Annotated in this window: 25 protein-coding genes and 2 riboswitches; of the genes, 3 read left to right on the top strand and 22 right to left on the bottom strand. The window is 68.8% G+C overall.

All coding sequences use genetic code 11. The annotated features are described in order from the left end of the window. Positions 1 to 12: 12 nt before the first annotated feature. The 18 genes from AC1D1G_RS06530 to AC1D1G_RS06445 form a co-directional block, all read right to left on the bottom strand. Positions 13 to 1,155, bottom strand: coding sequence for an LLM class flavin-dependent oxidoreductase (locus AC1D1G_RS06530; RefSeq protein WP_477951535.1), 1,143 nt, complete (start codon positions 1,153 to 1,155; stop codon positions 13 to 15). Further along, the gene (locus AC1D1G_RS06525) at positions 1,152 to 2,066 is read right to left on the bottom strand and encodes an LLM class flavin-dependent oxidoreductase (protein WP_283336549.1); all 915 of its coding nucleotides are present in this window, start codon (positions 2,064 to 2,066) and stop codon (positions 1,152 to 1,154) included. The genes AC1D1G_RS06530 and AC1D1G_RS06525 overlap by 4 nt, the downstream gene beginning before the upstream one ends. 2 nt (positions 2,067 to 2,068) lie before the next feature. Next, the gene (locus AC1D1G_RS06520) at positions 2,069 to 2,866 is read right to left on the bottom strand and encodes a DUF1684 domain-containing protein (RefSeq protein WP_477951534.1); all 798 of its coding nucleotides are present in this window, start codon (positions 2,864 to 2,866) and stop codon (positions 2,069 to 2,071) included. Beyond that, positions 2,863 to 4,227: an NtaA/DmoA family FMN-dependent monooxygenase gene (locus AC1D1G_RS06515; protein ID WP_477951533.1), complete on the bottom strand. Its 1,365-nt coding sequence runs from the start codon at positions 4,225 to 4,227 to the stop codon at positions 2,863 to 2,865. The genes AC1D1G_RS06520 and AC1D1G_RS06515 overlap by 4 nt, the downstream gene beginning before the upstream one ends. Before the next feature lie 4 nt (positions 4,228 to 4,231). Next, positions 4,232 to 5,368, bottom strand: coding sequence for an LLM class flavin-dependent oxidoreductase (locus tag AC1D1G_RS06510; RefSeq protein ID WP_477951532.1), 1,137 nt, complete (start codon positions 5,366 to 5,368; stop codon positions 4,232 to 4,234). Beyond that, positions 5,361 to 7,040, bottom strand: coding sequence for a dipeptide ABC transporter ATP-binding protein (locus tag AC1D1G_RS06505; RefSeq protein ID WP_477951531.1), 1,680 nt, complete (start codon positions 7,038 to 7,040; stop codon positions 5,361 to 5,363). The genes AC1D1G_RS06510 and AC1D1G_RS06505 overlap by 8 nt, the downstream gene beginning before the upstream one ends. Next, a complete protein-coding gene (locus AC1D1G_RS06500; protein ID WP_477951530.1) occupies positions 7,037 to 7,957 on the bottom strand; it encodes an ABC transporter permease in 921 nt (306 codons plus the stop codon). The genes AC1D1G_RS06505 and AC1D1G_RS06500 overlap by 4 nt, the downstream gene beginning before the upstream one ends. Further along, entirely contained in the window at positions 7,950 to 8,939 is a 990-nt protein-coding gene (locus AC1D1G_RS06495) for an ABC transporter permease (RefSeq protein ID WP_105415193.1), read from the bottom strand. Before AC1D1G_RS06495 ends, AC1D1G_RS06500 begins: the two co-directional genes overlap by 8 nt. Before the next feature lie 3 nt (positions 8,940 to 8,942). After that, on the bottom strand, positions 8,943 to 10,577 hold the full coding sequence (locus tag AC1D1G_RS06490; RefSeq protein WP_477951540.1) for an ABC transporter substrate-binding protein: 1,635 nt from the start codon (positions 10,575 to 10,577) through the stop codon (positions 8,943 to 8,945). A gap of 153 nt (positions 10,578 to 10,730) precedes the next feature. Further along, on the bottom strand, positions 10,731 to 10,814 hold the full coding sequence (locus tag AC1D1G_RS06485) for a putative leader peptide (protein WP_310794466.1): 84 nt from the start codon (positions 10,812 to 10,814) through the stop codon (positions 10,731 to 10,733). A gap of 4 nt (positions 10,815 to 10,818) precedes the next feature. Beyond that, positions 10,819 to 10,912: riboswitch (SAM riboswitch) on the bottom strand. 47 nt (positions 10,913 to 10,959) lie between these two features. After that, positions 10,960 to 12,354, bottom strand: coding sequence for an NtaA/DmoA family FMN-dependent monooxygenase (locus tag AC1D1G_RS06480; protein ID WP_283336541.1), 1,395 nt, complete (start codon positions 12,352 to 12,354; stop codon positions 10,960 to 10,962). A gap of 15 nt (positions 12,355 to 12,369) precedes the next feature. Next, positions 12,370 to 13,428, bottom strand: a complete 1,059-nt coding sequence (locus tag AC1D1G_RS06475; protein ID WP_477951529.1) for an LLM class flavin-dependent oxidoreductase — start codon at positions 13,426 to 13,428, stop codon at positions 12,370 to 12,372. Next, positions 13,425 to 14,486 carry an LLM class flavin-dependent oxidoreductase gene (locus AC1D1G_RS06470; protein ID WP_477951528.1) on the bottom strand — a complete coding sequence of 354 codons (1,062 nt, stop codon included), beginning with the start codon at positions 14,484 to 14,486 and terminating at the stop codon, positions 13,425 to 13,427. The genes AC1D1G_RS06475 and AC1D1G_RS06470 overlap by 4 nt, the downstream gene beginning before the upstream one ends. Continuing rightward, on the bottom strand, positions 14,483 to 15,025 hold the full coding sequence (locus AC1D1G_RS06465; RefSeq protein WP_477951527.1) for a GNAT family N-acetyltransferase: 543 nt from the start codon (positions 15,023 to 15,025) through the stop codon (positions 14,483 to 14,485). The genes AC1D1G_RS06470 and AC1D1G_RS06465 overlap by 4 nt, the downstream gene beginning before the upstream one ends. An 11-nt stretch (positions 15,026 to 15,036) precedes the next feature. Next, positions 15,037 to 16,008, bottom strand: coding sequence for an ABC transporter substrate-binding protein (locus AC1D1G_RS06460; RefSeq protein WP_283353291.1), 972 nt, complete (start codon positions 16,006 to 16,008; stop codon positions 15,037 to 15,039). A gap of 37 nt (positions 16,009 to 16,045) precedes the next feature. Beyond that, positions 16,046 to 16,828: an amino acid ABC transporter ATP-binding protein gene (locus tag AC1D1G_RS06455; RefSeq protein ID WP_477951526.1), complete on the bottom strand. Its 783-nt coding sequence runs from the start codon at positions 16,826 to 16,828 to the stop codon at positions 16,046 to 16,048. Next, the gene (locus AC1D1G_RS06450; protein WP_477951525.1) at positions 16,825 to 17,805 is read right to left on the bottom strand and encodes an amino acid ABC transporter permease; all 981 of its coding nucleotides are present in this window, start codon (positions 17,803 to 17,805) and stop codon (positions 16,825 to 16,827) included. The genes AC1D1G_RS06455 and AC1D1G_RS06450 overlap by 4 nt, the downstream gene beginning before the upstream one ends. Positions 17,806 to 17,950: 145 nt before the next feature. Next, positions 17,951 to 18,025: a putative leader peptide gene (locus AC1D1G_RS06445; RefSeq protein ID WP_369426197.1), complete on the bottom strand. Its 75-nt coding sequence runs from the start codon at positions 18,023 to 18,025 to the stop codon at positions 17,951 to 17,953. A gap of 7 nt (positions 18,026 to 18,032) precedes the next feature. Further along, positions 18,033 to 18,129: riboswitch (SAM riboswitch) on the bottom strand. A 212-nt stretch (positions 18,130 to 18,341) separates the two neighbouring features. Here AC1D1G_RS06445 and AC1D1G_RS06440 point away from each other — a divergent pair. Together AC1D1G_RS06440 and AC1D1G_RS06435 are read left to right on the top strand one after the other, a co-directional pair. After that, on the top strand, positions 18,342 to 19,109 hold the full coding sequence (locus AC1D1G_RS06440) for a sulfite exporter TauE/SafE family protein (RefSeq protein WP_280779768.1): 768 nt from the start codon (positions 18,342 to 18,344) through the stop codon (positions 19,107 to 19,109). A 76-nt stretch (positions 19,110 to 19,185) separates the two neighbouring features. Continuing rightward, on the top strand, positions 19,186 to 19,977 hold the full coding sequence (locus AC1D1G_RS06435; RefSeq protein ID WP_280780012.1) for an HAD-IIA family hydrolase: 792 nt from the start codon (positions 19,186 to 19,188) through the stop codon (positions 19,975 to 19,977). 21 nt (positions 19,978 to 19,998) lie between these two features. On the opposite strand, the gene AC1D1G_RS06430 is transcribed toward AC1D1G_RS06435, so the two are convergent. Together AC1D1G_RS06430 and AC1D1G_RS06425 are read right to left on the bottom strand one after the other, a co-directional pair. Further along, a complete protein-coding gene (locus AC1D1G_RS06430; protein ID WP_477951524.1) occupies positions 19,999 to 20,538 on the bottom strand; it encodes an LppA family lipoprotein in 540 nt (179 codons plus the stop codon). Continuing rightward, positions 20,535 to 22,202: an alpha/beta hydrolase gene (locus AC1D1G_RS06425; protein ID WP_477951523.1), complete on the bottom strand. Its 1,668-nt coding sequence runs from the start codon at positions 22,200 to 22,202 to the stop codon at positions 20,535 to 20,537. The genes AC1D1G_RS06430 and AC1D1G_RS06425 overlap by 4 nt, the downstream gene beginning before the upstream one ends. 93 nt (positions 22,203 to 22,295) lie before the next feature. Between AC1D1G_RS06425 and AC1D1G_RS06420 the strand changes: the two genes are divergently transcribed. Then, positions 22,296 to 22,616 carry a type VII secretion target gene (locus AC1D1G_RS06420; RefSeq protein WP_317568305.1) on the top strand — a complete coding sequence of 107 codons (321 nt, stop codon included), beginning with the start codon at positions 22,296 to 22,298 and terminating at the stop codon, positions 22,614 to 22,616. A gap of 66 nt (positions 22,617 to 22,682) precedes the next feature. On the opposite strand, the gene AC1D1G_RS06415 is transcribed toward AC1D1G_RS06420, so the two are convergent. Continuing rightward, a complete protein-coding gene (locus tag AC1D1G_RS06415; protein ID WP_009474904.1) occupies positions 22,683 to 23,906 on the bottom strand; it encodes an O-succinylhomoserine sulfhydrylase in 1,224 nt (407 codons plus the stop codon). Continuing rightward, positions 23,903 to 24,322, bottom strand: a complete 420-nt coding sequence (locus tag AC1D1G_RS06410; RefSeq protein WP_280780342.1) for a rhodanese-like domain-containing protein — start codon at positions 24,320 to 24,322, stop codon at positions 23,903 to 23,905. Before AC1D1G_RS06410 ends, AC1D1G_RS06415 begins: the two co-directional genes overlap by 4 nt. Positions 24,323 to 24,334 lie beyond the last annotated feature (12 nt).

The raw sequence follows: 24,334 nt of genomic DNA, 5'->3' as shown, positions 1-24,334 counted from the left end.
ATCATCGTGCCCTCAGGCGGCCAGCAGGCCCGGCAGTCCCCACTCCGCTGCGAGCAGCTCGTAGGAGCGCAAGCGGTCGCCGTGATCGTGGGTGACGCTGGTGATCGCCAGTTCGTCGGCGTCGGTGAGCCTTCGCAGACTGTCGAGTCGGTCCGCGACGGTGGCCGGTGCCCCCACGAACTGGGTGATCAGCCGGTCCTCGACCGCCGCGCGTTCCGCCTCGCCGAGCGGTGCCGTGTGCGCCGGGTCGGGATACGGGATCGCACCGTGGCCGCTGCGGATGCTGTGCGTCCAGTGCGYGAACGTCGACGCCAGTTCCTTCGCCGTCGCGTCGTCCTCCGCTACGACCGCGTCGGCGGAGACGACGACGTACGGCTTCTGCAGCTGCGACGACGGGCGGAACGCGGCGCGGTAGGCCTCGACCGCCTCGAGCGTCGTCGACGGGCTCACGTGGTAGTTCGCTCCGAAAGGCAGCCCCAACCGCCCGGCCAGTTCGGCGCTCGGTCCCGCGCTGCTGCCGAACACCCACACCTCGACGTCGGCGCCCTCGCCGGGGCTGGCGTGGAGCTCGATCCCGTCCGGGGTGCTGTACGTGCCGTCGAGCAGTGCCAGGATGTCGTCGACCTGCTGGTCGAATGCGGGCGACAGCGCGCCCGGCTGCTGCAGTACCGACTGCGCCGCCGTGAGCCGCGGAGACAGCAGGAGCCCGGACGGGTCGAACGGCGCCGGGATCACGACGCCGTCGCGGATCTCCGTCTGCCGGCGGGACGGGGCCGGCTGGTTGTTGCGTTCCGCAACCGCTTTCAGCGCCTCGGCCCGCCGCTGACCCGACCGTCCGAGCCCGAGGTCCAGTCGACCCGGGTACAGCGCGTCGACGGTGCCGAACGCCTCGACCACTGCCGCTGCGGTGGTGTGGCCCAACTGCACCGCGGCGGCGCCGACCCGGAGGGTGCTGGTTGCCGCGGCCAGGATCCCGACGAGCACGGCCGGCGAGGAACTGGCGACGCCCACGAAGTGGTGTTCGGCAACCCAGTACCGCTTGTATCCCCACGCTTCGGCGTGCCGGGCGAGGTCGACGGTGTTCCGCAGGGCGGTGCGGGCGGTGGTGCCCTCGCTGACGGGCGACAGGTCGAGGACGGACAACGGAGTGGTCATGAGGGCACCTTCTGGAGAGAGCGGGGATTGACAGCGCGATGGCTGCGCGGGGCACCGAGTCCGAGGTGCCGCCGCAGCGCGACGGTGGTGTATTCGGTACGCAGGACGCCGCGGTCCTGCAGCAACGGCACCACCGTGTCGACGAACAGGGCGAGTTCGTCCGGGGTGAGGGAGGAGGGGAGGACGAACCCGTCCGCTGCGTCCTCGCGGACCCAGCGGACGATCCGGTCCGCGACGGACGTGGCGGTACCCACGAACGTCGTGGCGGACAGAACCTTCACCGCATCGGCGGGCCTGCCCGCCTCGACCGTGCGGCGTGCGAGGTCGTCGTAGAACTCGCGCCCTGCCTCGAATGTGCCGAGCGGCGCGATGATCACGTCGCCGTGCCGGGCGGCGAGATCCCGGGCCTGCGGGCCGTCACCCGACACGATCACCACCGGTTGCGCTTGCGGGCTCCGCGGGACGGTGAAGCGTCCACCGATGTCGAAGTGCCTGCCCCGGTGGTAGAACGCGCCTGCGGTGGGATCCGAGACGAATCGCCCCGCGCCGCGGTCGATGGTCACGACCCCCTCGGCCCAGGAATCCCACAGCGTKCGTGCGGTGTCGACGAACTCCGCGGCCCACTCATCGCCGGAAGCCCAGGTGTTCCACGCCGCCCGCCCGCCGGACAGGTGATCGAGTGAGGCCAGCCGGCGGGCCACGTCGTACGGTTCGGCAGAGGTCGTGTCCAGCGTCGCCGCGAGCCCCACCGTGTCGGTGAACCCGGCCAGCGCGTTCGCCGCGGTGTCGCCATCGGCGAGGAAGAAGTCGAATCTCCCCCGCTCCGCGGTGCGGGCGGCATCCGCGAGGACGGCGAAGTCCGTCCGGCCCGCGGGTGCCGCCGCCCCGAGCACGACCTGCTTCTCGGCCATGCCTACCGCGGGTTCTTCTCGCCGGCCTCGACCGCGAGCGTCAGCCGGTTCTCGGCGGGCGCGACCGGGCAGGTGGCGTAGTCGGTGAACGCGCACGGCAGGTTGGCCGCCCGGTTGAAATCGAGGATCACCCGGCCGTCGGCGGCGGGAGCGTCCACGGCCAGTGACCGCGCCGCGGGGTACGTGCTGACCCCGCTGGTGGCGTCGGTGAACAGAACGTGCAGGCCACCGTTCTTGCCTGCGAACGCGACGAGTTCGTTTGCGGCGCCGTCGTAGTCGAAGGTCAGCGTCCCCAGCGCCGTGTGGTGGTGCTCGAGCCCCTCGACGACCGCACCCGTCGTCACGACGCGGGACTGCGGGAACGGGGTGAACGTCGCCGGCACGGACCACTGCCGCGCGGGCGGGAACGTGGGGATGCCGGTGAACGCGGCGAGAGTGCCCGCCTCGGGGTCGTGGATCCGCAGGGCGACGTCACCGGTTCTCCGGATCACCTCGATGTTGCGGCTCCCGTGCCGCACGAGCTGACCGGGTGCGCCCTCCAGAGGTGCGAGGGCCGCCGTGCCGTCGACGGGTTCGCCGTCGACCTCGAGCCCGGCGTCGGCGGTCGCCGTGATCACCACACCGTCCGCGTCGGCCCGCCACTTCCCGGGCAGATCGGGGAACGTGGTGTCGGTCTCGACGAGCCAGTGCAGGGCGGTGAGACTCAGCCATCCCAGCGGGTCGCGGAAAGACTCCTCTCGCCCCGAATGCCAGTCCTGCCAGTCCTGCTCGAATGTCGCGCCTGCCGTGACTGCGGTCATGATGCCCGAACTCCTTCTGTCTGGTGATGCGGATGGCGCAGTCCGAGATGACTGCGCAGGGTCGTCCCCGAGTACTCGGAGCGGAAACTGCCGCGGTTCTGCAATTCCGGGACCACCTTCTCGACGAACTCGTCGAGCCCGCCCGGAGTGAGGTGCGGTACCAGGATGAAGCCGTCACACGCATCCGCCTGCACGTAGCGGTCGATCTCCTCGGCCACCTCGGCGGCGGTGCCGACGAACTGCTGGCGGGTGGTGACCGCGATGATCAGTTCCCGGATGCTGAGTTTCTCGGCTTCCGCCTTCGCCCGCCACGCGGCAGCGATCTCGCGGGGGTCCTTCGCGTGCCGCACCCGGCCGCGGGTGATGTTCGTGTCGTCGGCCGGTTCGACGTCCGGCAGCGGACCGTCCGGGTCATACGCGGAAAGGTCGCGGCCCCACACCTGTTCGAGAAACGCGATCGCCGTCTGCGGGCCCACCTGCTGGTGCCTGATGTGATCGGCGCGCTCGGCCGCGTCCGCCGCGGAGTCGCCCAGCACGAACGTCGCCGCCGGCAGCACCTTGAGATCACCGTGGCTGCGCCCGTACTTCGCCAGCCTGCCCTTGACGTCCGTGTAGAACTTCTGGCCGTCCTCGAGCGACCCGTGGATGGTGAAGATCGCGTCCGCCTGCGCGGCCCCGAATTCGCGGCCCTGATCGGAGTCGCCCGCCTGCAGCAGCACCGGGTGCCCCTGCGGGCTCCGGGGAATCGTGAACCGCCCCCGGATGTCGAATTGGGAGCCGGAGTGGGTGACGTCGCGGATCGAGTTGTCCGGGGCGAACACCCCCCGGGCGCGGTCGATCTGCAGCGCATCCTGATCCCAGCTGTCCCAGAACTTGCGGGCGCCCTCGATCAGTTCGCCTGCGCGGACGTACCGGTCGGCCTTGTCGAGGTATCCCCCGCGCCGGAAGTTCTCCCCCGTGAACGCGTCCGAGGACGTCACCATGTTCCACGCGGCCCGGCCGTCGGACAGATGGTCGAGCGAGGCGAATTGCCGTGCCAACTCGTACGGTTCGTTGAACGTGGTGTTGATCGTCCCCGCCAGGCCCAGATGCGTGGTGACTCCGGCGAGTGCGCCGAGCACCGTCAAGGTGTCGGGGCGGCCCACCACGTCGAGGTCGTGGATCTGGCCTCGGTGCTCACGCAGGCGCAGGCCCTCGGCGAGGAAGAAGAAGTCGAACAATCCGCGTTCGGCGGTCTCCGCGAGGTGCACGAACGAGTCGAAGTCGATCTGGCTCTTCGATTCGGGGTCGCTCCACACGGTGGTGTTGTTGACGCCGGGAAAGTGCGCGGCGAGATGAATCTGCTTGCGCTGGTTGCTCATGATGTCAGTCCTGTCCGGCGAAGTGATTGACGGGACGGGTGAAGCCGAGCCGCTCCCGGAGCACCCCGCTGTCGGACGCTCGGCCGCCCGGCCGCAGCAGCGGCAGGACGCGCTCGGTGATCTCGTTCAGGCCGGACGTCAGCGCCAGCGGCCGGAGGGTCACGCCGTCGACGCCCCCGGCGCCCACCACGTCGGTGATCAGCCGGGAGAGTCCCGGCGCGTCGCCGCGGTGGAGAATCGACGCCGGCTCGTACCGGCCGCCGGACCAGTTCTCGAGCTGGGCGAGGTCGCGTTCCGCCGTGTCGGCGGTCTCGGCGATCACCACCTCGACGTCGAGCAGGATCCGCAGCGAGGCGGGGTCCCGGCCGGCCTCGGCGGCGGCACGTCGCACCCGGTCCGCGACGTCACGTGCCGCGTCCACGGTGGGTGCGCCGATGCGGATCACGTCGGCACGCGCGGCGGCCACCCTCGTGGAGTGCTCGTCCCGCGCGCCGATCACGATCAGCGACTGCCCCTGCGGCGACCGCGGCGTGATCGAGGGACCCTTCACGGAGAAGTGCGCGCCCTCGAAGTCGATGTAGTGCAGCTTGTCCCGGTCGATGAAGCGGCCGGTGGCGACGTCGCGGATCTCGGCGTCGTCCTCCCAGCTGTCCCACAGCAGGCTCACGACCTCGATCGCGTCGGCCGCCTCCGCCCACAGACTCTCGGCATCCTGCGCGTCCTTGCGTCCGAACAGATTCGCCTGCGCCTGACCGGCCGACACGTCCACCTGCCATCCGGCACGGCCGAGAGACGCGTGGTCGAGGCTCGCGATGGCCTTGGACACGTGGAACGGTTCGGTGTGGGTGACGGTCACCGTGGGAACCAGGCCGATCCGCTCGGTGGGCGCGACGGCCCGTGCGGCGATCGCCACGGCGTCCAGTTGCCCACGCTGATCGGCATGTCCCGTCGTGGCGATCGCGAAGGTATCGCCGACGAACGCGAGGTCCACTCCGGCCGAGTCGGCCTGCCCGAGCAGGCCGGTCCAGTAGCCGGCGGTGAAGAGGTCCTCGGCGCGCGAGTCCGGACGACGCCAGGACTGCGGGTGAATCCCCGTGCCGTACAGATCGACGGCGACGAGCGGGTCGTGTGGCTCAGGCATGAATCGATTCCTCCAGCTGTGCAGAACGTGGACGCACGACGGATCGTCCCGGGATGGCGTCGAGCAACTGCCGGGTGTAGTCGTGGCGGGGATTGTCGAATATTGCTGCCGCGGTGCCCGATTCGACGATGCGGCCGGACTGCATCACCGCGACCGTGTCGCTGATCTGCCGGACCACGGCGAGGTCGTGCGAGATGAAGAGGTAGCTGAGCCCGAGTTCCCGCTGCAGGCGCTCGAGCAGCCCGAGGATCTGCGACTGCACCGAGACGTCCAGCGCGGACACCGGTTCGTCGAGCACGACGAGTTCCGGGTGCAGCGTGAGCGCGCGGGCGATCGCGACCCGCTGCCGTTGCCCACCGGACAGCTCGGCCGGTCTGCGTTCGAGGTAGGTACGCGGCAACGCGACCTGTTCGAGCAGTTCGGCGACTCGTGCCGCCCGTTCCGCCCGGGTGCCGACACCGAACGCACCGAGCGGTTCCGCGACGATGTCCGCGATCGTCAGCTTCGGATCGAGGGACGCATACGGGTTCTGGTACACGATCTGCACTCGGCGGCGCAGGGCACGCAGCGCGCCGCCGCGCAGGCCGGTGATGTCCCGGCCGTCGAACTCGACGCGGCCCGCGGTGGGAGATTCCAACCGGATCGCGATCCGGGCCACCGTGGACTTGCCGGACCCGGACTCCCCCACCAGCGACAGCGTGCGCCCGCGGGGAACCTCGAACGACACGCCCTGGACGGCGTCGATGGCCGTGCGCCGGTCGATCCGGAACGTCTTGGACACCCGGGACACGCGCAGCAGGACATCGGGTTCGGCTCCGCCCGCCTCCGCGGCGCGACTGGGCCCCCGTCCCACCGCGAGACTCGGCGCCGCGGCCAGCAGGGTGCGGGTGTACTCGTGCTGTGGGTTCTCGAGGATCTCGCGGGTGGGGCCCGCTTCCACCACCTCACCCTCGCTCATCACCACGATCCGGTCGGCACGGTCGGCGGCGACACCCAGATCGTGCGTGATCAGCAGGACCGCGGTGCCGGACTCGGCGATCCGCGCGTCGAGGTGATCGAGAATCCGACGCTGCACGGTGACGTCGAGTGCGCTGGTCGGCTCGTCCGCGATCACGAGTTCGGGGCTGCACGCCAGCGCGATCCCGATCAGGACGCGCTGCCGTTGCCCGCCCGACAGGTCCTGCGGGTACTGCCTCGCCCGCACCTCGGGCTTGTCGATCCCGGCCTCGGCGAGAATGCGCACTGCCTCGATGCCTGCCGTCCGCCGGTCGGCGAGACCGTGGATCCGGAGCACCTCCGCCACCTGGGCGCCGACTCTCAGGACGGGGTTGAGCGACGTCGTCGGGTCCTGGGGAACCAGCCCGATCCGGGCGCCGCGGATCCGCTCGAGTGCGCGCTCCGACTTGGTGTCGAGACGCTCACCGTCGAACGTGACGGTGCCGGCCACGGCCCGCCCGGATCCGCTGAGCAATCCGAGGATCGCGTGCGCGGTGGTGGATTTCCCGGAGCCGGACTCGCCGACCACGGCCACCACTTCCCCGCGCGACACCGTGAGGTCGACGCCTTTCACGGCCACGACGGGATCGCTCACGCTCCCGTACGCCACCCGCAGTCCGGAGACCTGGAGTAGCGGCGCCGTGGTGCCTGCCGCAGCAGTAGTCGTCGAGCTCATCGCGCTTCCCTCTGTTCGAGTGCATGCCCGAGTCGGTGCGCCGACAGCACGACGGCCACGATCACCAGTCCGGGCAGGGTGGTCATCCACCACGCGGTGGCGAGGTAGTTCCGGCCCTCGGAGATCAGCGAGCCCCATTCCGGGGTGGGCGGCACCGCGCCGAACCCGAGGAAGCTCAGCGACGACACCGCGAGGACCGCCATCCCGAACTCGACGGCGGCGAGTGCCACGACAGGCGCGTACGAGTTCCGCAGAACGTGGCGGCGCAGCACCGTGTGCCAGCGGACACCCGACGCGAACGCCGCCTCGACGTACAGCGACCGGCGTACTCGCAGCACCTCCGACCGCATCACGCGGGCGAAGTTCGCGATCAGCGACACGCCCACCGCGATCGCCACGTTGACCGTGCCGAACCCCAGCGCGGTCACCAGGGCGAGCGAGAGCAGCAGGGCGGGGATCGACAGGAGGACGTCGACGACGCGCATCAGGACGGCGTCCAGCGCACCTCCGACGGCACCGGACAGCAGGCCGATCAGCGAACCGACGACCAGCGCGATACCCACAGCCAACAGCGTTGCGGTCAAAGATAATCCGGCACCGTGGACCACGCGGGTATACACGTCACGGCCGATGTTGTCGGTGCCGAACCAATGCGCGGCACTCGGCGCCTGCAGTTTCTGGGCGGGCACCCCGACCAGCGGGTCGCCGCTCGCGAACACCGACGGCGCCACCGCGAATCCGACCGCGACGAGGAGCACGGCGGCCGAGGCCACCGGCACGAGATTGCGACGCAACCACGGCACCGCGCGGCGTCCGCGACTGTCCGACTCGGACGCGACCACGGGAGGCGGTTCGGTCGGCGGAGCGCCGAAACCCTCGGCCTCCTCGATCAGTTCCCTGGTGAGGATGTCAGACATGAACCTTCTCCTCCACATCCGCGGTGGTGTTGCGGCCGGAACTGCGCCTGCCCTCGACGATCCGGGGATCGATCAGCGGATAGAGCAGATCGACGGCGAGATTGACGAGTACGTAGACGACCGAGCTCAGCACCACGATTCCCTGGACCACCGGAATGTCCTGCGCCATCACGGACGTCTGGGTGAGCCGCCCCACGCCGGCGCGCGAGAACACCGTCTCGACGACGACCGATCCGGCCAGCAGATTACCCACGAGCACACCGGCGATGGTGAACGCCGGAATGCTCGACAGGCGCAGCGCGTGCCGGGTCTGAATCTGCCAGCGGGACGCGCCCTTCGCCCGCGCGGCTTCGATGAACGGCTGCCGCCACGTGGTCTGCAGACTCGCCGCGAGCACCTGCGCGATCACGGCACCGGTCGGCAGCGCGAGCGTCACCGCGGGGAGCACCAGCGTCGCGATCCCCTGGTCACCGAACGCCGGGAAGGCCTTCAGCCGGAACGAGAATAGCTGCAGCAGAATCAGTCCCACCCAGAATGTCGGCACCGCGACACCGAGCGGAGGCAGTGAGAACAGCAGATTCCGCACCCAGTGGACCCTGGTGTAGGTGGCGAGGAACGCGACCGCTGCCCCGAACACGACCGCGAGAACCAGCGCCGCCGACGCCAGCGCGAGCGTGCTGGGGACCGCGTTCCCGATCGCCTCGGTCACCGATTGCCCGGTGGCGATCGAGTACCCGAAGTCACCGCGGACGGCGTGGCTCAGCGAGTTCCAGTACTGCACCCACACCGGCTGGTCGAGGCCGTACCGCGCCTGCAGCTCCGCGACGGCGGCCGCGTCGACCGTCGTTCCGGTGGTCGCCGAGTCGACGGCGATGCTCACYGGGTCGGACGGCAGCAGGAACAGCACGGCGAACGACACGGTGAACGTCGCCCACAGGACGGCGATCGCCTGCAGCACGCGTAGTCCGAGGTAGCGAATCATGGCTCAGCGTCCGCTGATCCAGGTGTCGAAGAACTGGAGCCGGGCCGAGGCCTCGAACTTCAGGTCCTGCACGTTGGGACCTGCGCCGATCGCCTGCGACAACTCCACCGTGGGGATCCACAGACCGTTGTCGAGCACCTGTTGCTGGGCGTCGGCGACGAGCGCGCTCCGCTCGGTGGTGTCGGTGGTGGCGAGTTGCTTCGCGAGCACGTCGTCGAGCGCGGGAATCGGTCCGCGGTTGTTCAGGTTGCGGCCGTCGAGGCCGAACTGGGTGCGGAGGATGTCACCGTCGGCGCGGGTGCTGTTGTAGTAGGTGGCGTCGAAGTCCTTGGAATTCTGGCGGGCGATGGACTCCGGAGTGGACACGAGATTCAGCTGCAGATCCACTCCCACCTCTTTGAGCTGCTGCTGCACCAGTTCGAGGATGGCCTGGTTGCCGGCGAACACGGAGCTGAACAGAACGGGGAAGCTCAGCTTCTGACCGCTCTTCTCGCGGATGCCGTCGGCACCGGGAACCCAGCCCGCCTGATCCAGAATCGACTTCGCCTTCTCCGGGTCGTACGTCACGTCCAGCAGCGCCACGTAGCCCGGGGTGCGACTGGCCAGCGTGCTGGTGGCGGGTGTGAAGTTGGGACCGAGTACGGTGTCGACCAGTTCCTGCCGGTTGATCGCCGGGACCAGCGCGCTGCGCACGACGGGGTCGACGAGCGGTCCGCGAGTCACGTTGGGCTGGAAGCCGAACGGGGTCCCGGGGTTCGACGTGGTGAGCACCTGCCCGCCCGCGCCTTCGATCTGCGGGGCGTCCTGCGGCAACGCGTCGCTGATCGCGTCCAGCTGTCCCGAGGACAGGCTGCCCGTGCGGACACCGGATTCGGGCACGACGCTGAACTCGATGGTGTCGAGGTAGGCCTCGCCGTCATGGCCGAACACGTCCGAACCCCAGTTGTATCCGGCGCGCTTGGCGAGGGTCACCGACTTGTCCTGCTGGTAGTCGGCGTACGTGAACGGTCCGGTGCCCGAGATGTTGCCGGTGCACCGTTCTTCGGCGGACTTCGCGACGGACGCATCGGACAGGATGCCCAGCTGCGGGGTGGACGACGCCTGCAGGAACTGCGCGTTGGGTGCGGCGAAGTCGACCTGCGCCGTCAGCGGGTCGATCACGGTGGTACCGGTGTAACCGGCGAGGTAGCTGGCACCGAGCGGGGCCTTGGCGCCGGAGAGGGTGTTCACGATGGCGTCGAGATTCTTCTTCACCGACTCCGCGGTGAAAGGTGTTCCGTCACTGAACGTCACCCCCTCCTTCAGGTGGAACGTGAAGGAGGACGCGTCGGCGCCGGTTTCCCAGCTCTCGGCGAGCCACGGCTTCAGTTCGCCCGTCTCCGGGTCCTGGTCGGTGAGCGAGTCCACCACCTGACGAGCCACGTAGACCGTCTGATTCGTGCCCGACTGCGCGGGGTCGGCGCACGTGGGTGCCTGGGACAGGCCGTAGCGGAGTGTGCCGCCGGGCTGCGCGGGGCCCGCATCCGCGGAGGAACTGCTGGAACCGCCACCGCAGGCGGTGAGCGCCGTGGCCAGCACGGCAACGGCACCGATACCTGCTGCGATGCGGGCACCGCGGTGGGGCGAGGACAAAAGCACTGATGGCACCGAGAACTCCGTGATCTCGAAGAAGTGCCGTGCGTGCTGCCAAGTCGATTCGGCAGCGCTCACGCGCACAGGAAGGTGAGGGACACCGGATCCGACGCGGATGCGGTGTGAAGAGCCGGAACCCCGACGGATCGGGGTGTCAGGTCAGCTGTGACAGATCGAGGTGGACAGCCGGCAGAGATCGACGTGGAGACGCCCCCAGGCGCTCACGAAACCTTCGGTCAACATCGTTCCTCCATCGATCCCGGCGGTAGCACCCGCACCCGCAGGGCGGGGGGTTGCTGCGACGTCAACGAGCCAGGTCTCTCGGTCGCTCTGGATGGTCGTTACCGAGTGTAAGAGATCGCCGGTCGCCGCGCCACACGGACCCCCGTTACCCCACGGCCTGCCGGGGCGGGAGTTCCCGCCGCGACAGAGCGGGCCGGAGACCGAGATGTTCACGCAGGGTGGAGCCTTCGTATTCCGTTCGGTACGAACCTCGCTCCTGCAATTCGGGCACAAGCAGGTCGACGATCTCGTCGAGTCCGGTGGGCACCAGATACGGCGAGATGTTGAACCCGTCCGTGGCCCCACTGCGAACCCACCGGGTGAGTTCGTCGGCGACCTGCCCGGGAGTACCGGCGAATCCGGAGCGCTGGGTGGTCGCGATCGCAACCTGACGCAGCGACAGGTTCTGCGCCTCTGCCAGGGCCCGCCATTCCCGGGCGATGGCGAGCGGATCCTTTCCGTCACGCGCCGCCCCACGGGTGACGGAGATCGGCGCGGGCACCGGATCGAATTCGGGCAGTGGACCGTCCGGGTCGCGATCGGACAGATCGCGGCCCCACACCTGACCGACCAGCGACAACGCCGTCTGCCCGGTGTACTGGCCCTCGAGAACCCAGCGCACCTTCTCCTCCACCTCGGACGCGTTCTCCGCGAGCACGATCTGCGTGCCCGGCAGAATCTTGACGTCGTCCTCGGGACGGCCGGCACGACGCAGTCTCGCCCGGATGTCCTCGGCGAAGGCGAGCGCCTCGTCGAAATGCGTTCCGTGCCGGGAGAAGATCACGTCGGTGTGCGCGGCCGCGAAGTCCCGGCCCGCCGGTGAGTCGCCGGCCTGGAAGATGACGGGATGCCCCTGCGCGCTGCGCGGCAGCGTGGGGGTGACCGTGACGTCGAACTGTGACGTGCGCCGGGACACCTCCTGCACACCGTCCGGGGTCGACCACGACGGCGCGTCGGTGCTCGTCGCGACCGCGCCGTCTACCCACGCATCCCAGATCGCCCGGGCGGTGTCGAGGAATTGCCCGGCCCGCTCGTACCTGTCGGCGTGATCGAGGAAGCCGCCGCGCCGGAAGTTCTCACCGGTCCACGCGTTGTCCGTGGTGACGGCGTTCCAGCCGGCACGGCCACCGGACAGCAGGTCCAGCCCGGACAGCCGCCGGGCGAGGTCGGCGGGCTCGTTGTAGGTGGTGTTCTGGGTGGCCACCAACCCGATGTGCCGGGTGATGCCGGCCAGCGCCGAGAGCTGGGTGATCGCGTCCGGCCTGCCCACGATGTCGAGATCGAGAATCTTGCCTTCCTGTTCCCGCAGGCGCAGGCCCTCACCGAGGAAGAAGGCGTCGAACAGGCCGCGCTCGGCGGTCAGTGCCACCCGACGGAACGTTTCGAAGTCGATCTGCGATCCGCTCGACGGATCGGACCAGATCGTCGTGTGGTTGACGCCCTGGAAGAAGACACCGAAGTGCACCTGGGCGCCGGGCCTGGCGTACGAGTTGTCGGTCATGTTCTCCACAACCTTTCAGCGAGAGGAGTCTTCGAGGCGCTCGGCCTGGAATCGGGTGATGGGACGGTCGAGGCCCAGCGTGCTGCGCAGGGTCGAACCGGGGACGGGGCGGTGGGCGATGCCGGCACGGAGAAGTGCCGGGACCACGTATCGCGCGAGCACCGGAAGATCCTCGTCGACGACGGCGGGATGCAGGCGCRCACCGTCGACGTGCGTATCCAGGGCGCGGAGCAGTTCCAGCAGCCCGGTGGCGTCGCCGGCGAACGACAGCCGTCCGCTCGGCGGGGCAGGCGTCGACGAGCCGAGCGCGACATCCAGTTCGGCGACCACCAGCGGTGCGCCGCCGGCCTTCGCGCGCCCGGCGGCCGCGGTGGTGTCCTCGAGTGTCGGTCCGGACACCAGCACCACGTCGACCAGCGACGGATCCGTGTGCCCCGCGCGGCCGAATACCACCAATTGCCCCTGCGGTGGCCGGGGCACGATGGCCGGACCCTTCACCGAGTACGTCTCGCCCCGGAAGTCGATGTAGTGCAATCGGTCGCGGTCGACGAAACGTCCGGTGGCGTAGTCGCGGATCACCGCGTCGTCCTCCCACGAATCCCACAGGTCCCGGACCACGGTGATCGCGTCCCGTTCCTCCCGCGCGAGGTCGGCGGGTGTGGTGACCTCGGCCCGGCCCAGTGCGCTCGCGACCCGCGGGTCGGTGTCGCGTGCCGCGATCCAGCCGCCGCGACCGCGCGACGCGTAGTCGAGCGTCGCGAGCTGGGAGGACGTGTGGAACGGCTCGGCGTACGTGGTGCCGACGACCGGTACGAGTCCGATCGTGCTGGTGGTCGCGGCGACGAACGCTGCGCGGTTCACCGCGTCGATCCGGCCGACGGGTCCCCCGTCGGCGCCGGGCGGCAGGAGCGAATCGTCGAAAGACGCGAACGTGAAAGCGGCGTTTTCCGCGGCCGCGACCCGGTCCGCCACCGTTCGCCCGGTCAGCAACCGGTCGGGTGTGTGCGCGGCTCGCCGCCAGGCTTCGGGATGCGCACCCTCGCCGTCGAGTTCGATGCCCAGAACCAGGCTCATGAGTTTTCCTCCTCGGTGCCGGCCGCGAGGGGTCGGCTCGGAATGGTCTCGCRCAGCCCGGTTGCCACCTCGGCCTGGAACAGCTCCAGGCTTTCGCGGTGCTGCTTGTCGCTGCCGACGCGGTCGGCGCTCAGGTGGATCACCTCGTGGCCGAACTGCTCGTGGTAGCGCTGCACCTTGTCGATCACCTGCTGCGGGCTGCCGATCAGTGCGGAGCTGCGTTCGACGAAGTCCTCCACGGTCTCGAACACCACCGGAAGTCCTGCGCTGCGGGCGAAGTCGAGGCGAGCCGCGTGAATCGGCCGCCACACGTCCAGCGCATCCTGCGAGTTCGCCGTCACGTAGAACCCGGCCGTTCCGGCGCCGACGAGGGCGTCGGCGGGATCGTGACCGTAGTACGCCCACCGTTCGCGGTAGTGCCGGACGAGTTCGGCGTACGAGTCGATCGGATACGTGACGTTCGCCGAGAAGATCGGATCACCGTAGCGGGCAGCGAGATCCACCGACTCCTTGCTCGTCGCGCTGCCGTGCCAGATCCGGATCCGCCGCTGCAGCGGGCGCGGAAGGGCGACAGCGTGCTCGAGAGACGGCCGGAACGTGCCTTCCCAGGTGACGTCCTCGCTCTCCCACAACTGCCGGAACAGTTCGTAGCCCTCGCGGTTGCGGTCCCACTGGTCGTCCGGGGTGACGTGGAACAGCTCCGCCTGCGCGGTGCCGTTGCCCTTGCCGATGATGAGCTGCAACCGGCCGCCCGACAGGTTGTCCAGCGTCGAGTAGTCCTCGAACGCGCGGACCGGGTCGAGCAGGCTCAGCGTGGTCACCGCGGTCCACAACTGCAGCGTGCTGGTGCGCGCCGCGATGGCGCTGAGCACCACGGGCGGGGACGAGGACAGGAAGGGATGCTCGTGGCGCTCGCCCACCGCGAACCCGTCGTACCCCAGTTGCTCGGCGAGGACGGCGGAGTCCACGACCTCCTGCAGCCTCGCCGCAGTGCCGATCTTCTCCCCGGTCACCGGGTCCGGGTGGTGAGTGATCAGGCTCATCAGCAGAAACTTCATACGGACTCGTACTCCTTTGCGGCCCAGACGGAAGGCAGAGCGGTAGGGGTGTGCAGGATCTTCTCGAATCCGTGGATTCCGACGTCCTGCGGTGGGAGGGAGCGGTCGAACAGCGCCGTGTACCCCGCGGCCAGGTACAGGGCCACCGCCTCGGGCTGCCGCGGCCCAGTGGTGAGGAAGATGCGGGAATAGCCTGCTCGGGCGATCGCGGCCTCGAGCTCCCGCAGCACGATTCGTCCGAGGCCGCGGCGGCGGTGCGCCGACGAGGTCCAGATCCGTTTGAGTTCGGCCGTCGTGTCGTCGTAGCGGCGGAAGGCCCCGCCCGCCACGGACGTCCCGTCGTCGACCAGAACGAGCAACGCGCCACCCGGTGCGGCGAACTCCTCCGCCGGGTACGTGCTGAGGTCGTCGTAGATCTCGTCGCGGGTGCGCCCGTACCGGGTGCTGTACTCGATCGCCAGTTCTTCGAGCAGCGGCGCGGCCAGCGGATCGGCCTGATCGACGAACACGGTCTGCACGGATTCGGTCCTCTCGGTCACTGGTCCTCCTGTCAGCTGGTCTTCGGGAGGCCGGGCGGGTTGACGACCGACGTGCCGACGGCCTCGCTCGCGATGTTCCAGCGTTCGAGAACCTGTGCGTACGTACCGTTCTCGATGATGTGGTTGATGGCCTCGTTGACGGCGGCCACCAGTCCGTTGTCCTTCTTGGTGAGCACGGCGATCTCACCCTGGAGGGCGTCGCCCGCCCCCGAGAACGTTCCGGCGATCTCACTCTCCCCGGCCTGCGCCACGTGGAACGACGAGGACGGGTTGGGCCCGAAGTAGGCGTCGATCCGGCCCGACGCGAGGGGCAGGTAGTAGTCGGTGACGTTCTGGTAGTAGGTGATGTCGGTCGGTTCGAGCCCCGCCGCGACGTTCTGCTCACTCCACTTCACCAGCAGCGCTTCCTGATTGGTGCCGGAGGAGACCGCGATCTTCAGACCTGCGACGTCCTTGGGCTCCTTGATCTGGATGCCGCTGTCCTTCTTCGTCTCGAACGCGACCGTGTCGAGGCGGTACGTCGAGAAGTCGTACTTCTCCTTCCGCTCCTCGGTGACGGTGACGTTGGAGATGAACGCGTCGGCCTCCCCCGAATCGATGCGGACGAAGTTCTGCGCCCAGTCCGCCGCCTGGAGATCGACCTTCAACCCGAGAACGTCGCCGATCAGGTACGCGAAGTCGGTCTCCGAGCCGATGAGCGTCTTGTCGTCGTCGGCGTAGAAACGCAGGGGCGGGGCGGAGCCGGCGCTGCCCGTCACGACGAGCGTGCCGCGGTCGCGAATCTGTTGGGGGACCTTCGCGGCGATCGACTCGACCTCGTCGGTGGTGATGCGATTCTGGTCGGCGGTGAGGTTGTATCCGGCAGCCGAGGTCGGCGCCGATCCCTCGTCCTCGACGTCGCCGCCCCCGCATGCGGCGGCGAGCAGCGCGACGGTGGTGAGGGCCGAGGCCAGAATTTTCGTACGGAACCGTGCGGTGGACATGTGCGCCTTTCGGGGATCCACACCGAGGTGTGGAGAATCAGAGAACTCGGGAGAGGAATGCTGTGGTGCGGTCGTGCTGCGGGTTGTCGATGACCTGCGAGGGCGGGCCCTGTTCCACCACGACGCCGGCGTCCATGAAGACCGCCGTGTCGGCGACCTCCCGCGCGAAGCCCACCTCGTGGGTGACGATCACGAGGGTCGCGCCGTCCCGTGCMAATTGCTTGATCACGGCGARGACCTCGCCGACCAGTTCCGGGTCGAGGGCAGACGTGGGCTCGTCGAACAGGATCACCGCCGGGCGCAGTGCGAGGGCCCGGGCGATCGCGACCCGCTGCTGCTGGCCGCCGGACAGTTGTCGCGGGTACTCGTGGGCCTTGTCACCTACGCCCACCCGTTCCAGCAGCGCAATCGCCTCGGCCTCGACCTCGGCCCGGTCGCGGCCCTGCGCCGACACCGGCGCCTCGATCACGTTCTCCAGCACCGTGAGGTGAGGGAACAGATTGAAGTTCTGGAAGACGAATCCGATCCGGGAACGCTGCTTCAGGATGTCGCGTTCACGCAGTTCGTGCAGTTTGCTGCCCTTGCGCCGGTAACCGATGAGGTCGCCGTCGATGCGGATGGTGCCGCGGTCGACCTTCTCCAGGTGGTTGAGCGTGCGCAGCAGCGTGGACTTGCCGGAACCCGACGGCCCCAGGATCACCGTCACCTCGCCCTTGCGGACTAGCAGGTCCACACCCCGCAGGACTTCGAGTGCGCCGAAGGACTTGTGGACTCCGCGAACTTCCACCGCGTACTCCGCCGGATGGGCTTCGGTTGTCATTTCGTGGCGCCTCTCGGTACGGAGACACCGGCGTCACGGATCTCGGCGAACTTCCGGGTGAGCTTCTGCCACGGAGTCGGCGGCAGCGCCCGTGCCGATCCGCGCGCGTAGTGCCGCTCGACGTAGTACTGGCCGATCGACAACAGCGTGGTCAGGATGATGTACCAGATCGTCGCGACCATCAGCAGCGGCACGACGCGGCCGTTGCGGCCGAAGATCACCTGAACCTGGTAGAACAGTTCGGCGATTGCCATCGTCGACACGATCGAGGTGCCCTTGAACAGGCTGATCACCTCGTTCGCGGCGTTCGGCAGGATGCCGCGCATCGCCTGGGGCAGAACGATCTTGAAGAACTGGCGTCGGCGCGGGATGCCCAGCGACTGCGCCGCCTCGATCTGCCCGTGGTCCACCGAGATGATGCCGGAGCGGATGATCTCGGCGGAGTACGCGGCCTGATGCAGGGCCAGACCGATGACGGCGGCGGTGAAGCCGCTGATGACACCGTTCACCTCGAACGTGAAGAAGCCTGGACCGAACGGAATGCCCAGCGACAGAGTCTGATACAGGTACGTGATGTTGAACCAGAACAGGAGCTGCACGATCAGCGGAATCGACCGGAACGCCCAGATGTACACCCAGGCGATCACCTGCAACACCGGATTGTGCGACAAGCGGCTGACCGCCAGCACCACGCCGAGTGCGAATCCGAGGATCGTCCCCCACAGCGTCAGCTTCACCGTCATCCACAGGGCCTGCAGCACGGAGCCGGCGGTGAAGTACTTGGCGAACGTCGCCCAGTCCCATCCCGGGTTGGTGGCGAGGCCGTGGACGAACTGAGCGAGCAGGACCAGCACGGCGGCGCTGACGATCCACCGCCACGGATGCCACCTCCGCGCCACTTCCAGCGCGGCGTCCCCGTCGCCGGAGGGCACTGAATGGAAGGGCGCGGCCGAACGCGCCCGGACGGGGGCGCTCACGCTTCCTCACCACTTACGACAGACATCACTGAGGCGGCCTTTCACCTGGTATCGGGACAGGAGGACGGCGCGTCTTCCGCGGGATGCGGGCGCGCGTCAGGCGCTCACCGGGCGAAATGCCCGGTGAGCGTGCTGTGAGACCTCGTCAACAGTGGCAGGAGGTGGTCCGGCACAGGTCGATGTGCCGTCTGCGCCACGCAGGGCGCGCGGGGTAGTTCATGTGCTGCCTTCCATCGATCCCGGCGGTAGCACCCGCACCCGAAGAATTCGGAAGGGTTGCTGCGACGTCAACGAGCCAGGTCTCTCGGTCGCTCTGGATGGTTGAAGCGAACACTAGCCGCATTCCCGAACCCCGTCAACACGGGGTATTTCCCTGCAACACAGGGGAAATGGTGCCGATCGGCCGCAAGAATCACCGTGCGCAGAAGTACTGACAGACGGAGATCGATGCGGTTGGATGATGCGTGCAGCCCTGCATCTCCGTGGTCGTGCGACCCGGCTGCCGGGCCTTCCGAGGCCCTTGTAACGTCGCCTCGGTGACACCACTCGAAGTCATCGCGATCCTGGTAGCCGGTGTAGGCGCGGGCGCGATCAACGCCATCGTCGGCAGCGGCACGCTCATCACCTTCCCCACCCTGGTGGCGTTCGGGTTCCCTCCGGTGACCGCCACGATGTCGAACGCGATCGGCCTGGTCGCCGGTGGCGTGTCCGGCACGTGGGGGTACCGGCGGGAACTGGCCGGGCAGGGACCGCGGCTGCGGTGGCAGATCCCGGCGTCGCTGTGCGGTGCGGTTCTCGGCTCGTGGCTACTGCTGCACCTACCCGAAACTGTGTTCGAACTCGTCGTCCCGGTGTTGCTGATCCTCGCCCTGATCCTGGTGGTGCTGCAGCCGAAGATCCAGGCCTGGGCGAAGCAGCGCGGCAGCCACGAGGCGGGCCTGAGCCCGGCGCGCCTCACCCTGCTGACCGTCGGGACGTTCGCCGTCGGCGTGTACGGCGGATACTTCACCGCCGCGCAGGGCATCCTGCTGATGGGTGTGATGGGCGCGATCCTGCCGGAGAGCCTGCAACGGATGAACGGCGCGAAGAACCTGCTCTCGCTCCTCGTCAACGTCGTCGCCGCGACCGCGTACACGCTCGTGGCCTTCGACCGGATCAGCTGGGCGGCCGCCGGCCTGATCGCGGTGGGCTCGCTGTTCGGAGGCGTCCTCGGTGCCCGTTACGGCCGCAGGCTGTCGCCGACCGCATTGCGGGGAACCATCGTCGTCGTCGGCCTCATCGGCCTGTTCCGGCTGCTCGCATAGTCGCGCATGCACCCTCCCGCTCCCTCATACTGAGTCGGTGAGCAAAGACGTAGAGCACCCGGGCTGGACCTATCTGATGGACATGGACGGCGTTCTCGTCCACGAAGAGCACCTGGTTCCCGGGGCCGACCTGTTCCTCGCCGAACTCCGGGAGTCGGGTACCCCGTTCATCGTCCTCACCAACAATTCGATCAGGACTCCGCGCGACCTCCGCGCCCGTCTGCTCCGCACCGGCCTGGACATTCCCGAGGAATCGATCTGGACGTCCGCCCTGGCCACCGCGACGTTCCTGGCGAGCCAGCGCCCCGGCGGCAGCGCCTACGTCGTCGGCGAATCCGGGCTCACCACCGCACTGCACGACATCGGGTACGTCCTCACCGACAACGATCCCGACTACGTGGTCCTCGGCGAGACCCGCACTTACTCCTTCGAGGCGATCACCACCGCAATTCGTTTGGTGGAGAGGGGCGCTCGCTTCATCGCCACCAACCCCGACCCCACCGGCCCGTCCCGGGAGGGTTCCCTTCCGGCCACGGGATCCGTTGCCGCACTGATCAGTAGGGCCACCGGTCGCGACCCGTACTACGTGGGCAAGCCGAATGCGCTGATGATGCGCTCGGCGTTGCGGGCCATCGGCGCGCACTCCGCGAACACGCTGATGATCGGCGACCGCATGGACACCGACATCGTCTGCGGGCTCGAGGCCGGCCTGCAGACCATCCTCGTCCTCACCGGAATTTCGACGCGGGATTCGGTGGAACTGTTCCCCTACCGTCCCACCGCGGTGCTCAAATCGGTCGCCGACCTGGTCGGCCGGACGTCGGATCCGTTCGGCGATGCGGCTCCGCCGCCCGTGAGTACTTCTTAACCGCGGGACGTTAACAAGTACTCACGGGTGGCGGCAGCCCGTGATACCCCTGATCGTCGCTGCCCTGTACGTCCCGAACGTGATCCAGTTCCCGTCGCCACCGGCGAACGTCACGTCGTGGTGTCCGGGTCGGTCGGCCTGCACGTCGAGCCGGTCCATTCCGGCGTCGGCGGCGATCGCACGGGCCGCGGCCAGCATGGCGGGCCAATCGGCGTCGCGGATCGGGGTGTCGGACAGCAATACCGGCGTGGTGACGGATTGCCCCTCCGTGTACGCATACGGTCCCGGGCACCCGCCGCCCCGGCTGCGTTCGCGATGCCACCGCCACCGAACATCCGGTGCAATCGCCGCGACGGCCTCGCTGATCCGCATCAGCGCGTCGGTGACCTGCCGCTCGGTGACCGCGAGTGTCGGCCGGTCGCTCAGGCTCGCTGCCGCCGCCGCAACCTCCTCGTCGCTGAAGTTGTACGGGTTGTCCGTCACGCCACCACATCCGCTCGTCAGGATCGCCGCGCCGATCACGGCGACCGTCTTCACCACCCACCCGCCGCGGACCGTCACCGGACAGCCAGTTCCGGCATGCCCGCGACGATCACCGCCATGTTGTAGCCGGACGTCCGCAGCTCCCCGTTGCCACTCGGCCGCGGATACTCGCTGTGCCCGCTGGCATCTTCGCGCCGCACGCCGTCCGGGGTCGACGCCTCGAGCACCGACAGTTGTTCGAGGTCCGTCTGCACCGGATCGGGGCCGAGCCTGCCGAACCCGTCTGCCACGGTGATGGGGTCATCGGGCGCGCGCATCACGAACCCGTGCCGGGGTGCCAACCCGAGATCCGATTCGTCGTTCGCGTCGAACCCGGGCGAACCGTAGAACACGGCGTCGTCGACCGGTTGCCGCGGTCCCGCGTCCTGCAGGGCCAGGCCCTGGGTGTACGAACCATACGAATGGCCGAGCGCGGTGATGTGCGGATCGGGCGTCTGCGAGGCGACGTCGAGTCCCTCGTAGAACGAGGCGAGCTTCGGGGCACCCGCGGTCGCGCGGTCGGACTGCCAGGAATCGAGGAGCCATCCGCGCCCGAGATTCTGGTCGATGAACGGCACGTCGTAGTTGCCCGGACCGGTGGTGGTCGGCGGCTGATACCCCAGCCACGCGATCGTCGACACCGTGTCGCCGGTGCGGCCGGCCAGGTCCAACTGCCGTTCGGTCTCGGCCTTCAGCGCCGACGCCTCATCGGTCATCCCGCGCAGCGAGGCGGCGGTCGTGTCGATGCCCGGTGTGGTGACGGCGATGTGGTCGGCGGTGTCGGGGTCGCCGAGCGCGAATGCGGCCATCGTCCGTTCACCCGACTGCAGGTCCAGCAGCATCAGCCTGCCGTCCGGGTGATCGCGCACGAGTTTCTCGAGGTCGTCGAGGTCCCGCAACTTCTGCTCGGCGTACCACAACTCGGCGTCGTCGTCGGCGAATGCTCCACCGAACATGTTGCGGCCCAGCCGTTCCCCGAGCCGGTCCCGCTCCGTCTCCCACCGCGACCGCTCGTCGTCGAACCGGCTCACGTTCGCCTCGTGCCGCACCGCGGACGGGATGCCGTCGCGGTCACCCACCCATTCGGGATGCTGCTCGATCACCTCGCGGCGCTGGGCTGCCGGCAGCGCGTCCCAGTACTCGCGGTTGTCCAGCGGGGAGCCGTCCCGCGGGGGCGCCGGGGCGGACAGTCCGGTGCCCGGTCGATCCGCCTCACCGGGTTCGGCCGCGCCGTCCGCGGCCCGCGTCAGGACAGCGGCGGCGTCGGCGACGAGGTCTTCCGCCTGCAGGATCAGCGCCCGGGCCGCGGCACGGAGTTCGTCGCGCCGTGCTGCCCCTGAGGTGTCGACGGGCGGTCCGGGCGCCTCGGCGATGTCCCCGCTGTCCGACAGAGCCATACCGTGGGCGGCGGCCGCTTCGCGGAGGCCGTCGAGTTCGGATTTCAGGTGCGTGACCGCGTCGACCAGGTCGCGGGCCAGCTTCTCGACGACGGCGATCGCCGCGGCCTCACCGCTCAGATCATCCGCGACGATCCGGAACCGCCGACGTGCGGCGTCCGCGGCGTCGTCGTGCCACGCCGGCAACCGGCCGATGTCGGCGAGACCGTCCTGCACGAAACAGATCGTCGCCGCCCGCACCGACAGCGACCGTTGCACGGCCTGCAGCGCGCGGGTGTCCCACTGGGCAATGTCCCTCAGATTCACGATCCCCCCCAGGATGCATAATGCCCGTACCCTAACGGATCGATCGCGCCCGCGGGAGTCCGATCTCGTCTCGACCGACACGAAGGATCGAAAATGAGCGGTTCCATCCACGTCGACACAGCGGCCCTACGCGCAGCGGCCGGTCAGCTCGACGTCCTGTTCGACGATGCGTCCGCACAGCTGAACACCACCGACGCGGCCCTCGCCGACTCGGGTGCGGCCTGGCCGGAGGCCGCCGGCGGCGCGTTCGCCCGGTTCACGTCCTACCTGGACGAGCGGCGGGAATTGTTGCAGCGGACTGTGGCCGAGATGTCGACGAACCTCACCGAGTGCGCACGCCGGTACGACACCCAGGACGGGGCCACCGCCGAACGCCTCGACGCAATCGCGCCGGCCACGAGCCTCGACCTGTAGGCCCTTCGGGCTCGTGCGCCTTTCTGGTTGCCGKAACAACCAGAAAGGCGCACGGGCGCGAAGCGCCTATCCCAGCGCCTGCTCCAGATCCGTCAGCAGGTCGGCGGTGTCTTCGAGTCCCACGGACAGCCGGACGACGCCGTCGGTGATGCCCACGGCGGCACGACCTTCCGGGCCCATCGCCCGGTGGGTGGTGGTGGCCGGGTGGGTGATGAGCGACTTGGAGTCGCCGAGGTTGTTGGAGATGTTGACCAGCCGCAGGGCGTCGAGGAGTTCGAATGCCCGCTTCTTCGCTTCGCTCTCGGATGCGTTCAGTGCGAAGGTGACGACGGTGCCGCCGCCGCTCATCTGCCGCTTGGCGAGTTCGTGCTGGGGGTGCGATTCGAGGTACGGGTACTTGACCCAGTCGACCGCGGAGTGGCCCTCGAGGAACTGGGCGATCTCCAGTGCGGAGCCGACGGAGTGCCGCACCCGGATCGGCATCGTCTCGAGTCCCTTGAGGAGCGTCCACGCGTTGAAGGGGCTGAGAGCCGGCCCGGTGTGGCGCATGAGGTTCTGGACGGGACCTTCGATGTAGTCCTGCGGTCCGAGTATCGCCCCGCCGAGCACACGGCCCTGGCCGTCGATGTGCTTGGTGCCGGAGTAGACGACGATATCGGCACCGAGCTCCAGGCTGTGCTGCAGCAGCGGTGTCGCGAACACGTTGTCCAGCACGACCTTTGCGCCGGCGGCGTGCGCGAGCTCCGCCACCCGGGGCACGTCGACGAGCGTCTGCATCGGGTTCGACGGCGTCTCGAAGAACACCGCGGTGGTCGGCTCGGACAGAGCCTTCTCCCACTGGTCGAGGTCTTCGCCGTCGACGAACACCGTCTCCACACCCCAGCGGGGCAGGATCTCGTTGCACACCACGAAGCAGGAACCGAACAGGCTACGCGCCGCGACCAGCCGGTCGCCGGCCTTGAGCAGCGCGCCCAGTGCCGTGAACACCGCGGACATGCCGCTGGCGGTGCCGAAGCACGCTTCTGCGCCCTCGATAAGGCGCAGTCGCTCCTCGAACATCTTCACGGTCGGGTTGCCGTACCGGGAGTAGACGAAGTGGTCGATCTCGCCGGTGAACGACGCCTCGGCCGCTCCCGCGCTCTCGAACACGAAGCCTGAGTTCAGGAAGATCGCTTCGGACGTCTCTTCGAAACCGGAACGGAGGGTTCCTCCGCGCACGCTGATCGTGCCCTGGCCGATGTCGTCCGGCAGCGCCTTGTCGAACGCGCCGCCTCGGGGAATTGCACTCACCACTGCCTCCACGGCAGGCCCAGCGCCCGCCAGCCGACCGCCCCACGATGACCTTCGGCGTCCAGGCCGCCTTCGAAACCGTCGAGCACGTTGTACGACGGGCCGATGCCCGCCGCTGTCGCGGCTTCCGCCGCACCGATGGACCGCTGGCCGGAGCGACACAGGAAGATCACCGGGGCGTTCTCGCCGCCCGCGATCCCGGCCTCCTTCAACTGGTCCACGAAGTTGTCGTTACGAGTGCCCGTCGGGTAGCTGACCCATTCGATCAGCACGGTCTTCCGCCCGAGCGGGGTGGTGTCGGGGACTCCGACGTACTTCCACTCGGCGTCCGTCCGCACATCCACGAGCACAGCGTCGGGATTCTCGCGGAGCAGCTCCCAGGCATGCTCCGGCGTTATGTCGCCTGCGTAACTCACCATGTCAGCTTT

The sequence above is a fragment of the Rhodococcus sp. P3_B8 genome, from assembly GCF_056402775.1.
Note: the sequence above shows the minus strand (reverse complement) of the source record. Positions and strands in the feature narration are given on the sequence as shown.